A 14,668-nucleotide genomic window follows, 5' to 3' on the forward strand; every position below is an offset into this window, starting at 1 on the left:
CGGCCAACGTTGTCGGGTTACGCCATTCCGGCTGACCCGAACTGCACAACCCGGCCCCGGCCCGGGTATTTTTCGCTACTTTCCATCTTAAAGTGTTGCTTATGAAATACACTTATAAGATTGTGAAGCATCAACAGACCCGGGAGCGGCAATGACGGTAAGACCTTCGTACATATATCAGGGTGGTTCGGTGATGATGCATTCGCCGCTGCAATTGAAGCAATCGGAAATGTACGGCTTTTTCGTCAAGGGCGACCTGGCCAAGCTGCAAAGCACCGTCGACACCACGCTCAACCAGGTGGCGGCCGGGCGCATGACCCTGAAGGCGCTGTCGCCGTACGTGATGTTGACCTTCACCCGCGTCAACCACGCCGACTCGGCCAACCCGGTCGACCAGGCCAAAGGCTGGATCAGCGAGGTCGACATCGTCACCTGGATCATGGTCGGGTCGATGGACGAGGCCGGCAAGCTGGCCCACGTCTACTGGTATCCCTGCCACATCTTCGTCGACGACGCGATGGCGCTAATCAACGGGCGCGAGCTGTTCGGCTACCCGAAATACCTGTGCGAGTACGCCATTCCGGCGGCCGGCACCGAGCCGCTGCGCTGCGCCGTGGCCGCCAAGGGCTTCCAGCCGTTCGCGCCGGAAACCAAAATCGCCATGCACCCGCTGCTGGAGGTGAACGCCACCGTCAAAACCGGGCCGCACAAGGCGGTCGACAGTTTCGCCGACCTGATCGAGGAAGCGTTCAAGCTGTTCCTGTCGATGCCCGACTTCTTCAACATGGACGCGGCCGGCTGGGCCGACATCCTGTCGCTGCTGCGCAATCCGCGCATCGACCAGATCTTCCTCAAGCAATTCCCCGACAGCGCCGGCATCAAAGCGGTGTACCAGGCGCTGGTGGCGGCCCCGGCCGAAATCGAGCGCCTGCACAGCGCCCGCCTGCTGGGCTACGAATACGAATGCACGCTGCACGCCTTCGACAGCTTTCCGCTGGCGCAGACGCTGGGCCTGCAACTGGGGCCGCAGGCGGCGATCCTGCCGTTCAACGTCAACTTCGACTTCACGGCGATGCCGGGCGAGGAGCTGGTCGACAATTCGGTGGTGGCGTCGGAAAAAATCGCCATCCTGGGCGGCGGCGTCGGCTCGATGACGGCGGCGTATTACCTGACCGACCAGCCGGGCTGGGAAAACAACTACGCGATCACCGTCTACCAGCTTGGCTGGCGCCTAGGCGGCAAGGGCGCCAGCGGGCGCAACGCGGCGCTCGGCCAGCGCATCGAGGAGCACGGCCTGCACATCTGGTTCGGCTTCTACGCCAACGCCTTCGCCATGATCAAGGCGGCCTACGCCGGCCTGGGGCGACCGGCCGGCGCGCCGCTGGCGACTTGGCAGGACGCCTTCAAGCAGCACGACTACGTGGCGCTGTCGGAAGACGTGGACGGGCAGCGGCGCAACTGGCCGATCGTCTTTCCGTCGCTGCCGGGCGAGCCGGGCGAGGGTGGCGAGGACGTCTCGCTGTGGCAGATGGCGGTGGCGATGGTCGGCTGGATCGAGCTGTGGCTCAAGCAAATCCGCGCCATCGCCCACGATCACGACGACGACGACGCGCCGGACGGCGGCGGCAAGTCCGACTGGCTGCACCGGCTGGCCGACAAGGTCTTAGACGAGGTCGACGACCTGGGGCTGGACGTGACGTTGTCGATCGGCGCGCTGGCGGCGCTGGTGAGCAATCTGTCGTCCGACTCGCGCCAGCACGACAGCGGCAAGCACCGCGTGCTGGCGGCCAGCCTGGGCGGCATCCGCGCCTGGCTGCACGCGCGCTATCACAAGCTGATCGACGCCAACGACGACCTGCGCCGCCTGTTCATCTGCCTCGACCTCGGCACCACGGTCATGAAGGGCATGTTCGAGGACGGCGTGTTCAAGCACGGCTTCGACGTCATCAACGACATCGACCTGCGCGACTGGCTGCGCAAGCACGGCGGCGACGAAGAATACTGCGTCAACTCGGCGCCGGTGCGCGGCTTTTACGACCTGGTGTTCGCCTACGAGGGCGGCGACTTCGCCAAGCCCAACATCGAGGCCGGCACCATGCTGCGCTCGATGGCGCGCATCGGCATGGCATACAAGGGCGGCATCATGTTCAAGATGCAGGCCGGCATGGGCGACACCGTCTTCACGCCGCTCTACGAAGTGCTGCGGCGGCGCGGCGTGCAATTTAAATTCTTCCACAAGGTCGAGGAACTGGTGCCGGAGAACGGCGCCATCGGCAGCATCCGCATGACCGAGCAGGTGGCGCTGGCCGCGCCGGGCCGGGAATATGAGCCGCTGGTGACGGTGAAGGGGCTGGGCTGCTGGCCGAACCAACCCGATTACGCGCAGATCGAACCGGCCCAGGCGGCGGCGCTGCAGGCCGGCGCGGTCAACCTGGAGTCGTACTGGAGCGACTGGCCGCAGCGCTACGAACAAGCGTTCGGCCGGCCGCTGCCCAGCTTGGTGCTACAACGCGGCGTCGACTTCGACAAGGTGATCTTCGGCGTGGCGATCGGCGCGCTGCCGGCGCTGTGTCCGCAATTGCTGGAGCTGAGTCCGGCGTTGAGAACCACGTCGCTGAAGGTGCAAACGGTGACGACCCAGGCGTACCAGGTGTGGCTGAACAAGGACCTGGCGCAGATGGGCTGGACCCACCAGCCGGGCGGCCAGCAGCCGGTGCTGAGCGGTTTTTCGGAACCCTACGACACCTGGGCGCCGATGGACCAGTTGCTCGAACGCGAAGACTGGCCGGCGGGCGCCGAGCCGAAGAACGTCTCGTATTTTTGCAGCGCCTTGCCGTTGGCGAACTACCCGCCGTTCGCCGACAGCGGCTTCGCCGGGTTGTGCGCGGCGCAGGCGAAGGAGGGCGCGCTGAACCAGCTGGGCAAGCAGATCAGCGCGCTGTGGTCGGCGGCCGGCCCGGCCGGCGCGTTCCCGTGGCAGTGGCTGGTCGACAGCGGGGATGGCAGCGGTCCGGCGCGCTTCGACAGCCAGTACTGGCGCGCCAACGTCGACCCGTCCGAGCGCTACGTGATGTCGGTGGTGGGCAGCACCAAGTACCGGCTGGCGACCGACCAGTCCGGCTTTTCGAACCTGTACTTGACGGGCGACTGGATCAAGACCGGCTTGAACGCCGGCTGCGTCGAGGCGGCCGTGATGGCCGGCATGCAGACTTCGCGCGCCATCACCGGCCATCCGGCGGTGATCCAGGGCGAGACTGATTTTTGAGGAGGGGGCGGGCCTGCGGCAATTGCTTGCCGCTGGCTGGCGTCGTGAGCTGATGGTTTGTTGGCGATTAACTGCGTTTAAGTCGGCTCGCAACAAGCACCGCGTAAAGAGGAGTCGAAGGATAAACCGCTCAATGCGTACGCATTTATCAAGGCAGATGACGCAGTTGGAGCACGTGTTCAACAACTTTTGACAGAGCTTACAACGGGCCACGAGCATGAGCCTTTCTCGGCAGACGCAAAATGGCGATTATCGGTCTGCTGAAGCTGGAAATCGACCAATGGGCAACGAATAATGGGGTGGAAAATAATTTACGTTTCTCTGGAAAAATCACTGCGGCTCCTGTGAACTAGGCATATACGTTGGGGCAAGAAGGCAGCAATCAGCAGGAGCGACATGGACTTGGGAAGTTCGCACCGCGCCCTTCAATCGTCCTTGATTTTCTGCATGCGAACCGCGACGCCCTTCTGGAAGATCGCGCCTTCGTGCTGCGCCAGAAGTTTTTCGAACAGGCCGGCCTCGAGGTAGATTTCCTGGCGCAGCCACAGTTTCCGGTACGTCAGCGGCAGCTTCATACGCTTGATCCGGTAGGCCACGCGCTTCGGGTCGAGCGCGCGCAGTTCGATGTCGCCGGCGCTGCGCGAGGCGATCTGCAGCGGCATGTAGCCGCCGATCTTGTCGCCATTTTCGAGCAGCACGTACTCCTTGCCGCGGAAGCGGTACAAGTGGGCTTGGTCCGGCAGTTCGTCCTTGCCGGCGCCGCTCCATTCGAGCGACATGCTGTCGCCCGGGACGTCGATCACCATGGCCTTGTCGACGCTGACGCCGCAGGCCGACAACAGTGCCGCGCACAAAACCAGGAGGGATTTGCCTGAGTCGACTAGACGCATAGTGTGGCTTTCGGTGGTGTGAGGTTTGAATAAGTATGGGTACTTTACAATATTGCGCAGGTGAATTGTTGCGTTGGCGCAAGTCAAAGGCGGGGGGGAATTGGATGCGGCGCTGCTGAGGGCGTTTCAAACCAAGGGCGTAACGCTGGGGTCAGACCCTCAGGGCCTGGCCCCGATCTGGCCCCGGTCTGGTGCCGCGGGTCAGCCGGGCTGGCCGGCGCCGCGCAGGTCGCTGCAAGCTTGCTCGAGCACCGCGCGCACTTCCGGCAGCGCCTGGCGCACGGCGTCGAGCGCGCCGTCGCCGGCCAACCCCTCCATCGCGTGGCACAGGCCATGCAGGCGCTGTCCGCTGAGGTAGCCGGCGCTGCCCTTGAGGGCGTGGAAAGCGGCGGCCGCCGCGCCGGCGTTGCCGGCGTCGAGGGCGTGGCGCGCCTGTTCCAGCCGGCGCGGCGCCTCGTCGAGGAAGGCCTGGGTGATGCGTTGCATGTGCTGGCGCGACAACCCGGCCAGCGGCAGGATGTAGATCGCGCCGGCGCCGGCGCCGGCACCGCCGGCCGCCGCGCCGCCGTGCGCGTCGAGTCCGGCGTCGACGCCGAACTGCTGCGCCAGCGGGTCGGCGCCGGCGTCGTCGGGCGCCGCCGCCTCGTTCGGGTTGAGCAGGCGGCCGCGCTGTTGCAGCAGCGCGATGGTGGCCTCGATCTGGGCGTACAGCAGGCGCTCGTCGACCGGCTTGCTGAGGAAACCGTCCATGCCGCAGGCCAGGTAGCGCGCGCTGTCGTGCGCGCTGGCGTTGGCGGTCAACGCGATGATCGGCACGCCCGGGTCGAGCACCACGTGCGCGGCGCCGCCGCCGCCGCGGATCAGGCGCGTGGCTTGCTCGCCATCCATCTGCGGCATGCGTCCGTCCATCAGCACCACGTCGAATTCATACTCGGACAGTGCGCGCAGCGCCTCGACGCCGTTGTCGACGATCTTGACCTCGTGGCCCATACCCTCAAGCAGGGTGCCGATGATGATCTGGTTGGTGCGCACGTCCTCGGCGCACAGCACGCGCAGGCGGTAGTCGTGGCGCGCGCGCCGCGGCGCCTGCTGGGCGGCGGGCGGCGGCGCAGCGCCACGCGCCAGCGGCAGCGTGAAGTAAAAACTGGAGCCGACGCCGGGCCGGCTGTCGACGCCGATGACGCCGCCCATCAGTTCCACCAGTTCCTTGCAGATCGCCAGCCCCAGGCCGGTGCCGCCGTACTGGCGCGTGGTCGAGTGGTCGGCCTGCTCGAATTTGCGGAACAGCCGCGGCAGCGTCTCGGCGGCGATGCCCGGCCCGGTGTCGCTGACGGTGAAGCTGACGCTGGCGCCGCCGTCCGGGCGCGGGCGCTGGCGCACCTGCAGCCGTACTTCGCCGTTGTCGGTGAATTTGATGGCGTTGCCCAGCAGGTTGATGAGGATTTGCCGCAGCCGCGTCGGGTCGGCCTTGACGTAGCGCGGCAGCTCCAGCGCCAGGTCGCGCCGCAACAGCAGGCTCTTGGCGTCGGCCTGGCCCTGGACGATGCCGACGGCGTCGCCGATCAGCGCCAGCAGGTCGAAGTCGACGTTTTCGATGGTCAGCTTGCCGGCGTCGATCTTGGAAAAGTCGAGGATGTCGTTGAGGATCACCAGCAGCGCCTCGCCGTTGTGCAGGCCGATCCGCAGGTATTCCTCGGTGCGCCCGCGTACCGACTGGTCGCGCAGCGCGAACTTGAGCATGCCGATGACGCCCGCCAGCGGCGTGCGGATGTCGTGGCTCATGGCCGACAGGAAGTCGATGCGGTGCCGGCTGACGACCTCGGCGTGTTCCTTGGCCAGCGTCAGCGCGTCGTTGGTGCTGGTCAGTTCGACGGTGCGCGCGCGCACCCGCAGCTCGAGGTTGTCGCGCAGCAGGCGGATCTGGTCCGCCAGCGCGAACGCCAGCAGCAGGCCGTCGAGGGTGCCGCCGAGCAGGGTCAGCAGCTCGGCGTTGTCGACCAGCGCGGGAATCAGGCCCAGGTTGGCCGGCAGCACGACCAGGCCGGGCAGCATCAGCGCGATGAAGGCGAAGACGAAGTAGCGCGCCGGCCGGAAGCCGCGGCGCCAGGCCGCCACGCCGCACACCAGCGCCAGCAGCATCCAGATCGAGATGACGATGGTGGCCAGCGTGTGGGCGTAGCGCAGCGCCACGAAGCAGCTCGGCAGCAGCAGCAGCGGCAGCGCGATGTTGATGCGGCTGAGCCGGTCCAGCCGTGGCGAGAACTCGGCCAGGCACAGGAACTTGCGGTAGAACAGGGTGCTAAACACCGGCAGCAGGAAAAACGGCACGTAGTGCAGGTCGAGCCGGTGCCAGTCGAACAAGTCGGCCGCCAGGTGGAACGTCATGCCCCAGGCGATGGCGTAGGTCAGCACGTACAACGAGTAATACAGCGAGGAGGTGTCGCGGGTGATGGAGAAGATGAAGAAATTGAACAGCGCCATCGCCAGCAGGGCGCCGATGGCGCCGATGGTCAGCACGTTTTCCTTGGCCACCAGGCGCTGGTAGGCGTCGCGCGGGGCCAGCGCCAGCTCCGGCGCGCGCGCGTAATAGCGGCTCGAGAAGCGCAGCAGCAGGTGGTAGGTGGCGCCCGGGCGCAGTTCGATGTCTTTGCCGTAGTGCAGCAGGTAGTCGTGCGGCTGGTGGTAGCCGGTCAGCAGCGTGACGGCGCCGCCGCGCTCGTCGTAGATCGAGGCCTCGACGTATTCGATCAGCGTGCCGTGCGGGTCCAGCACCCAGGCGTCGCGGCCGCTGTCGTTGCGCACCTGCACGTACAACCAGTAATCGCCGCCGAACAGGTCGACGCTGGCGCTCGGGCGCCGGGCCGCCAGCCAGGCCGGCAGCGCGGCCGCGTGCAGCGGCGCCGCCTCGGCGCCGGCGCGGAACAGGCGCGCGCCGGCGGCCAGGTCGCGGCTGACGTTGTCTTGCAGCGACAGCGGCGCGGCGGCCGCGCCGGCCCAGCACGGCGGCCACGCGAACGCCAGCGCCCACGCCAGCAGCAGGCAGCGCAGAGGGGCGATCGACAAGAATGTGGTCGGGGATATGGCCATGTTGCCAGCTAGGTGAGGTTCCGGCGGCGCCGGCGCGGTGCGCGCGCGGACGCGGCGCGCTTGCTGCTTAACATTCTAATCGACAACGCGCGCCAACAGCCGGCCGGCGCGCCAGGAATACGGATTTTTCCTGCGCGCCGTTCGGCGCAGCTTGTATCATGGCGGTTTATGACGAAACGGAACAATTTCCCATGCTGATCAGCCCCGAACAGTTCCTTGGATTTCTCGCCGCGGCGCTGCTCATCACCGCCTCGCCGGGGCCGGACAATTTGATGGTGCTGGGCATCGGCATGTCGCGCGGCCGGCGCCAGGGTACGGTCTTCGGCCTCGGTTGCGCGCTCGGTTGCCTGACGCACACGCTGCTGGCGACGCTGGGCGTGAGCGCGCTAATCGCCGCCTCGCCGCTGGCGTTTTCGGTCCTGAAGCTGTGCGGCGGCCTGTACCTGGTCTGGCTCGGCGTCTGCGCGCTGCGCAGCCGCGGCGGCGCCCGCGTCGACGGCGCCGGCGTGCCGGACGAGTCGCTGGCGCGGCTGTTCGCCAAGGGTTTGTTCGCCAACAGCGTCAACCCCAAGGTCGTGCTGTTTTTCCTCTCGTTCCTGCCGCAGTTCGTCGTCGCCGAGCAAGGCCACGTGAGCTGGCAGACCGCCCAGCTGGGGCTGATCTTCACGGCCCAGGGTTGCGTGCTGTTCGGCTTGTTGGGTTATTTTTCCGGCGCGGTCGGCAAATGGATCAACGTCAATCCACGCGCCGGGCTGTGGCTGGACCGCGTCGCCGGCACCATCTTCGTCGGTTTGGGCGTGCGCCTGATCGTCGCGCGCTGACGCGCGGCGCCGCCGGCCGTCAAAGCGCGCTGGCGACGAGGCGGAAACGCAGTTCCATCTGGTCCTGCACCGCCATGGCGCCGCCCATGACCGAAAACGGCACCAGGCCGAAGTCGCTTTGCTTGAGTGTCAGGCGGCCGCTGGCGACCATGTCGCCCACCTTGTTCAATTCGAACTCCACCGGAATGCTCATGGTGCGGGTGACGCCGTGCAGCGTGATGGCGACGCCCAGCGGCGCGCCGGGCGTGTGCGTCGCGGCCCGGGTCACCTGCACCGTCACGTCCGGAAAGCGGGCGGCGTCGAGTACCTTGTTGAGCATGTTGTTGCGGGTGCCGTCGATGGCGGCGGCCGAGGGCTGGGTGGCGAGGCCGGCTTGCTCGCGCAGCTCGGCTTCGTCCACGCTGAGCTGGTCGAGGCGGAAATGGAAGTCGGCGCGGCCCTGCTTGGGCGCGATGAAGCCCTCGACCGTGTGGCTGGCAACGACGTGGTCGTGTCCGAGGTGCGCCAGGGCGCCGGCGCGGCGCACGGTGATGGCGATCAGCGACGCCAGCGGCGCGATGGCCAGCACCGGCTCGTCGCCACGCAGCGAGTCGTAATAGGCGCGATGGAAGTCGCTCACGGCAGCGGCCGGCGGCGGCACGCTGCTCGCCTCCGGCGGCACCGCGGGCGGCGCGACGATGGCCGGCGCGCAGGCGCTCAGCAGGCAGGCCAGGGCGAGGCGCGCGGCGCTGCGGCGCAGTGGGATGTGGCTGATCGACATCGTTGACGCCCCCTCATAGTAAACAGACTTTGCAGACTAGCACAGGGCGCCGCGCTTGCGCACGGCGGCGCGGCATGAAAAGGAGTTCTTTGCCTGTCACGCCGCCGTCATATGCGTGTGCGAAGATGCTTGCACTCTTCAGGTCTTCCCGATTTGGATATTTCGCCCGCCGCCGCAAGGTTGCGGGCATTTTTTTTCGCTGCTCAGGTTTACTTGCGGCACGTCATGCGGCCGTCACACGGCGCCGCTATGATGGCTCTCGCTGGCTTCAGCACGCCCCAAGTTGGTCGCTACGCCCCAAGCAGACGTAGGATTTCACGGGACGCGTCTCAGCAGGTTAGCCGGTGGCCTCGAACACCGGCACCAATTCCGGCGCCCGCGCGCGTTTCCGCCGCGGCGCACCTTAATCAGATCTTAAGCCTGCCGCGGACGATTGCTGGCACAGTGGCGTTGTGGCGCAGGCACGCGATGTGGCGCCACCAGGCCGCCGGTTTCCTGATGACCGGCACCATTTCCCGCGCGACCGGCAACGCCGCTCCCGCCCGTACCCATCCCTACGCCCTCATCAGCGTTTTGGCCGGCCCGCGTACAGCGGCGCCGGCTTTTTTTTGCCGGCGCCGCGCCCTTTACTGGCGCGCGCCCGGCTGCGGCGCGCGCGCCAGCCAGGCGTCGATGGCCGGCAGGCGCTCCTTGCGCAGCTGGATGCGGTACTCGATGTTGGCCACCGTGCTGGCGGCGTCGGCGCGGGCGTCGGCCGGCAGGTGCGACTCGGCGTAGGCGTTCAGCTTGGCGACCATGGCCGGCTCGGCCGAGCCGGCCGCCAGGCGCGCGAAGAAACGCGTGCGCGAGCTGGCGTCGACCCGCTCGGTCACCTGCGCCAGGTGGGCCAGCGCGAAGTCGAACGCCAGGTCGGGATGGTTGTGCCCGACCTTGCTGATCATGGCCGGGCTGTTGGTCAGTCCCGGCTCGTCGGTCAGCGCCAGCGCCAGCGCGCGCTGCGCCAGCGCGCGGTCCTTGCTGTTGGCCAGCAGGTCGTACAGCGCGTTCTTGACCAGCGGCGTCTTCTCGGCCTGCGCGGCGGCGCGCAACGCGTCCCAGGTGGCGGCGTCGGCGTTGTGCGCGACCACCCTCATGATGACGCGGCGCAGCGGCGCCGGTATCGCCGCCGCATCGTTGGCGTCGGCGCGGTAGCGCCGGCGCGCCTCGGCCAGCACCACCGGGTCGCCCATCGCGCCCAGCGTGCCGATCAAGTCCTCGCGCAGGTTGGCCACGGTGTCGGACTCGCCGGCGCGCGCCAGCCAGCCGGTTTTGTCCATCAGCGGCGCCAGGCGCGCGATGGCGAAGGCGGCGAAGGTCTGTTGGCGCGCCGGCTCGGCCTGGTAATTGTAGTACAGGCCGTTGAAGATGTCGGCGATCTTGCCCCACACCTGGGTGTCGGCGTCGAGCGGCGTGGCCTGGGCCAGTTCGAGGAAGTCGGAGGCCGGTTGCAAGCCGGCCATGGCCAGCGCGTAGGTGTCCGACAGCAAGCCGAGCTGGTCCACCGGCGCCAGCGCGGCGAAGCCGGCGGCGACGGCGGCGAAGCCGGCCGGCGTGTACAGCGTGCGGTAGTAGCCGCTCTGGCCGGCGTTTACCAGCACCGGGCCGCAGCCCGGCAGCGTGACGCCGGCCTTGCCGCCGCTGAGCAGCGCGCGCACCGGCGCGTGGCCGGCGACCTGCGCCAACACCGGCACGCGCCAGGCGCCGGGCGCCTTGTCCGGCCGGTCCTTGCTGAATTCGCCCTGGGTCAGCGTAACGCGGGTCTGGCCGGCGCGGCAGACGCCGTCGCCGACCTTGACCAGCGGCACGCCGGCGCGCAGCGTGAAATCGTGCGCGATGGCGCTAACCGGCTTGCCGGCGGCGCGCTCGATCTGGCGCCACAGGTCGTTCGAGACGGAGTTGCCGTAGGCGTGTTTTCGCATGTAGGCGCGCACGCCCTGGCGCCAGGCCCGCTCGCCGACGTAGGCTTCGAGCATGCGGATCACGGCCTCGCCCTTTTGGTAGGTGATGCCGTCGAAGGCCTGGCTGGCCTGCTGCACCGTGGCGATCGGCTGGACGATGGCGTGCGTGCTCACCAGCGCGTCGAGCGCCATCGCCGCCTCGCGCGCGTTGACCGCGCCCATGTGGGTGTGCCACTCCGGGTGCAGGCGCTCGGTGGTGCGCGCCTCCATCCAGGAGGCGAAGCCCTCGTTGAGCCAGAGGTCGTCCCACCAGCGCATCGTGACCAGGTTGCCGAACCACTGGTGCGCCATTTCGTGCGCCATCGTCGTGTAGATGCCCTGCTTGTCGGCCAGGCTGGAGATGCGCGGGTCGAGCAGCAGCGCGCGCTCGAAGGTGAAGATGGCGCCCCAGTTTTCCATGGCGCCGAAGAACTGGCTACGCCCCGGCGCGGCCAGGTTGTCGAGCTTGGGCAGCGGGTAGCGCACGCCGAAGTAGTCGTTGAACTCGCGCAGAATCGCCTTCGATTCCCCGAGCGCGTAGCCGGCCTGCGGCAGCGCGCCTTTTTTGGTGACGACGCCCAGCTCGGTGCCGTCGACGCTGGCGGTGGCGCGCTCGAATTCTCCGACGCCGAGGAACAGCAGGTAGGTCGACATCTTCGGCGTGGTGGCGAACTGGACGCGCTTGCGCCCGCCGCCCAGGTCGGTGCTGGAGGACGCCGGCATGTTGCCGACCGCCATATGCTCGGTCGGCACCGTCACGTCGAGCGCGAAGGTGGCCTTGTGGGCCGGTTCGTCCCACGACGGGATCATGGTGCGCGCGTCGGAGTTTTCGAACTGGGTGTAGAGCGCGCGCTTGCGCCCCTCGGCGCTGTCGTAGTCGAGCGAGAACAGGCCGGTGGCCTGGGTGCCGATCTTGCCGCGGTAGTCGAGCGCTAGCTGGTAACGGCCCTTGGCCAGCGGCTTGGCGAAGTGGAAGGTGGCGCTTTGCTGGGCGGCGTCGAGGGTGATGTCGGCGGCGCCCTGGTCGGCCTGGCCGGCGCGGCGCAGCACGGCGCCGGCAAAGTCCAGCCCCAGCGCGTTGAGCGTAATGCTCGCCGTCGGCTGGCTCAGCGTCAGCGTGATGGTGGCCTTGGCGCTGAAGCTGGCGGCGGCCGCGTCCGGCGTCAGCGACAGTTGGTAGTGGCTCGGGCTGACGCCGCGCGGCAGTTGCGTGGTGCCCTGGCTGGCGGCGGCGGCGCCGGCCAGCGCGACCAGCGTCAAGACGGCGGTGGAAACGAGTGTGCGATGCATGAGCAACCTTGGTGGAGGGGCATGGGAGGGGGGCGGCGCTTGCTGGCGGCGCCGCTATACTGCTGTTACCTGGGACATCGCTGGCTATGTTTGGCAGCGGTTCCCGGCATCGAATTTAAAGTGAAAGCACGGGCTTGTCAACCTGTCAATCATGTCTGGGTGTACAGTGCGCGCGTGCTGGAATAGCGGGTGCCGGCGCTGGAACTCGACGACGGCCGCGTGCTGTGCGAAACGCCCGCCATGTGCACCTACCTGGAGGGCTTGCAACCCGGGCCGAACCTGATGGGGGGCGATTTCGAGGAGCGCGCCTTTTCTGCGCGCTGGAGTTCGCGCGCGGGCTGATGAAGTTCCGGCCCGGCGCCGGAGGCATGGCGCATCTGCAGGCCTACCGCGACCGCATTGCCGAGCGGCCCAGCGCGTCGGCGCCGTGGTAGGCGGCCGCGGCGGCGTCACCCCGGGGGGGCGACCCCCGGCGTTGAGTTAAGCCGACCTACGGACATCGCGCCCGCCACGGTCCGCGTCAAACCGTATCAACCCTTCTTCGAGCCCGCCAGCAGCAGCCCGGCGCCCGCGGCGATCGAGATGATGCTGGCCCACAGCGGCACGTTGACGGTTTCCTTTTCCGTCACCGACAGCTCGATCGGACCCAGCTTGGCTTGGTGGGTTTCCTTGGTGAAGCTGAAACCGCCGTAGACCAGGCCCAGTATGCCGCCGACGATCAGTACCGCGCCGATAATTTTGGTGGTGTTCATGTTGTTACTCCCTGTTGTGTCGATGTGTGAATGACTGAAGGGTGCGCTTAAACGCCGCGCCGCTCTGTACGCTGGGATACATAGGGCGACGGTGGCGGGCGCCCAAGCGCGCTTTCAGGTCGCTATGGTGAATTTACAACAAGTATATAAAAATCTTAATATTTCTCAATGGATGTGACAAAATCACCCGGCTGCTTGTCTTATCAATAATTCCCATCAAAAAAGGGAAGCCTGTCCAGCTCCCCACAAAGGCGTTGGTATAACCGGGGCCACGGTTTGTCGCGGCCCCGTACAGTCACATTACTTGGAGAGAGTGCATGAAAAATTCCATCCGTCTGCCCGCCCTGATCGCCTTGCTGTTGTGCGGCATATCGCAAACAGCCAATTCGGTTCCCGTCAACAGCACCTACATCAACAACAGCGCCACTGAAATCCGCGGCCAGTTGGGCCAGTACGCGCGTCCGACGGTGTACATCAACCAGAACGCCTGCGGCGAACCGTCGCCGACCGCCTTCGCTTGCGGTCCGAACATCATCAGCGTCGGCAGCAGCTTCCTGCAGTCGCAGGAAAACCAGCACGGCAACTACGTCGCCAAGATGGTCATGGCACACGAATGGGGCCATTCGATCCAGTTCACGTACAACATCAACAACGGCGCGCCGTACAACGAGTTGCAGGCCGATTGCACCGGCGGCTCCTTCATCCGCCACGCGCAAAACAATCTGGGCTATCCGTCGTTCCTGGCCGGCGCCGTCAGCAGCGCCCGCGCCGCCGCCGACTATGGCGAGCATGGCACGCCGGCCCAGCGCGACTACTACACGCGCTGGGGATACGCCAACGGCATGCTCAATTGCTTCAACAATTTGCCGCGCGTTTAAGCGTCGTTTAGCCGCATCGCCCCGGCCCGGCGCTACGCCCGGGCCGGGGATACTCAACGGATACCGTATGAAAAAGCTGCATCGCGCATTCGCTTGCGCCGTCGTGGCGTGCGCCGCGGGCGCCGTCTATTTGTGGAACGACCCCGTAGCGCTCGCCGGCGTCGCGTCGAACGGCCGCCCGGCGGCCGGGCCGGCAGGCGGCTTGCCGGTCCTGCTCGCCGGACAGGGCGGCGCCGGCGGCGTCGGCGCGGCCGCGCCCGGCAACGCCGAAATGCTCTCGCCGTTCGGTCCGGTCGGGGCGGCCGGCGCGCCGTCCGGCGACGCGGCGCCGGTCGCGGCAACGGCGCCACCGGTCGCGCCCGGGCCGGAAGTCATCACCGCCCAGGAGGACGCGCGCCGCAAGAAAATGGCCACGCTCGGGTATATGGTGCCGCCGGATTATTACAGCAAGGATCTGAAGACCTTGCGCCAGTTGGCCAACGGCGGCGACGCCTACGCGATGGTGCATTTGGGCGAGAAGTATTATTTCGAGCTGAACGGTAACAAGTCGAACCCGGAGTATGAAAGCGGCACCGATTATTCGGCCGCGGCCAAGGAGTCGTTCAAGCTGGCGCTGGCCGCCGGGAATATCCGTTCGGCGGGCATCATCTCGGAGTTGTATTTGCAGGAGAACAACGCGGTGGAGGCCTATGCCTGGCACATCGTATCCGAGAAGATGGGCGACAGCATCAGCGCCGATTGGTTCCGCGGCACCAGGCTGGCGCAGCAAGCCAGCGACGGCTTGAAGCGCGAGGCCGGCGCCAGGGCGGCGAAAATCAGCGCCGAGCTGGACGGCTTGAAGCGCAAGGCCGGCTGAGGCGTTGCTGGGGGCAAAGCGGCAACGTTGATCCAAGCGCGGCTGGCGGCTTAGGCGCCAGCATTGTCCGGTTACGCGCGCGCGGCGCGCCAA

The 14,668-nt window shown here is 67.2% G+C and carries 9 protein-coding genes and 1 pseudogene; 5 read left to right on the plus strand and 5 right to left on the minus strand.

Annotated features, from left to right (window positions below; translation table 11 throughout):
• Positions 1 to 193: 193 nt before the first annotated feature.
• Entirely contained in the window at positions 194 to 3,265 is a 3,072-nt protein-coding gene (locus JANGC3_RS0102880; protein ID WP_017874982.1) for an NAD(P)-binding protein, read from the plus strand.
• Between the two features lie 425 nt (positions 3,266 to 3,690).
• On the opposite strand, the gene JANGC3_RS0102885 is transcribed toward JANGC3_RS0102880, so the two are convergent.
• Together JANGC3_RS0102885 and JANGC3_RS0102890 are read right to left on the minus strand one after the other, a co-directional pair.
• The gene (locus JANGC3_RS0102885) at positions 3,691 to 4,155 is read right to left on the minus strand and encodes a hypothetical protein (protein WP_157406423.1); all 465 of its coding nucleotides are present in this window, start codon (positions 4,153 to 4,155) and stop codon (positions 3,691 to 3,693) included.
• 201 nt (positions 4,156 to 4,356) lie between these two features.
• A complete protein-coding gene (locus JANGC3_RS0102890; RefSeq protein WP_017874984.1) occupies positions 4,357 to 7,218 on the minus strand; it encodes a hybrid sensor histidine kinase/response regulator in 2,862 nt (953 codons plus the stop codon).
• 215 nt (positions 7,219 to 7,433) lie between these two features.
• Between JANGC3_RS0102890 and JANGC3_RS0102895 the strand changes: the two genes are divergently transcribed.
• Positions 7,434 to 8,063, plus strand: a complete 630-nt coding sequence (locus JANGC3_RS0102895; protein WP_035788100.1) for a LysE family translocator — start codon at positions 7,434 to 7,436, stop codon at positions 8,061 to 8,063.
• A 19-nt stretch (positions 8,064 to 8,082) separates the two neighbouring features.
• Here JANGC3_RS0102895 and JANGC3_RS0102900 read toward each other — a convergent pair whose 3' ends face one another.
• Together JANGC3_RS0102900 and JANGC3_RS0102905 are read right to left on the minus strand one after the other, a co-directional pair.
• Positions 8,083 to 8,823: a YceI family protein gene (locus tag JANGC3_RS0102900; protein ID WP_017874986.1), complete on the minus strand. Its 741-nt coding sequence runs from the start codon at positions 8,821 to 8,823 to the stop codon at positions 8,083 to 8,085.
• Positions 8,824 to 9,449: 626 nt separating this feature from the next.
• Positions 9,450 to 12,089, minus strand: coding sequence for a M1 family metallopeptidase (locus tag JANGC3_RS0102905; RefSeq protein ID WP_035787523.1), 2,640 nt, complete (start codon positions 12,087 to 12,089; stop codon positions 9,450 to 9,452).
• A 186-nt stretch (positions 12,090 to 12,275) separates the two neighbouring features.
• Here JANGC3_RS0102905 and JANGC3_RS31135 point away from each other — a divergent pair.
• Positions 12,276 to 12,523: pseudogene (locus JANGC3_RS31135) on the plus strand (glutathione S-transferase N-terminal domain-containing protein); the annotation flags it as partial.
• Between the two features lie 96 nt (positions 12,524 to 12,619).
• On the opposite strand, the gene JANGC3_RS0102920 reads toward JANGC3_RS31135, so the two are convergent.
• On the minus strand, positions 12,620 to 12,841 hold the full coding sequence (locus JANGC3_RS0102920) for a hypothetical protein (RefSeq protein WP_017874988.1): 222 nt from the start codon (positions 12,839 to 12,841) through the stop codon (positions 12,620 to 12,622).
• A 317-nt stretch (positions 12,842 to 13,158) separates the two neighbouring features.
• On the opposite strand from JANGC3_RS0102920, the gene JANGC3_RS0102925 reads away from it, so the two are divergent.
• Both JANGC3_RS0102925 and JANGC3_RS0102930 read left to right on the plus strand, forming a co-directional pair.
• Positions 13,159 to 13,719, plus strand: a complete 561-nt coding sequence (locus JANGC3_RS0102925) for a hypothetical protein (RefSeq protein ID WP_017874989.1) — start codon at positions 13,159 to 13,161, stop codon at positions 13,717 to 13,719.
• A gap of 67 nt (positions 13,720 to 13,786) precedes the next feature.
• Positions 13,787 to 14,575: a hypothetical protein gene (locus JANGC3_RS0102930; RefSeq protein ID WP_017874990.1), complete on the plus strand. Its 789-nt coding sequence runs from the start codon at positions 13,787 to 13,789 to the stop codon at positions 14,573 to 14,575.
• Positions 14,576 to 14,668: the final 93 nt, after the last annotated feature.

Origin of the sequence: Janthinobacterium sp. CG3 (genome assembly GCF_000344615.1) — a bacterium.
GTDB lineage: Bacteria > Pseudomonadota > Gammaproteobacteria > Burkholderiales > Burkholderiaceae_D > Janthinobacterium.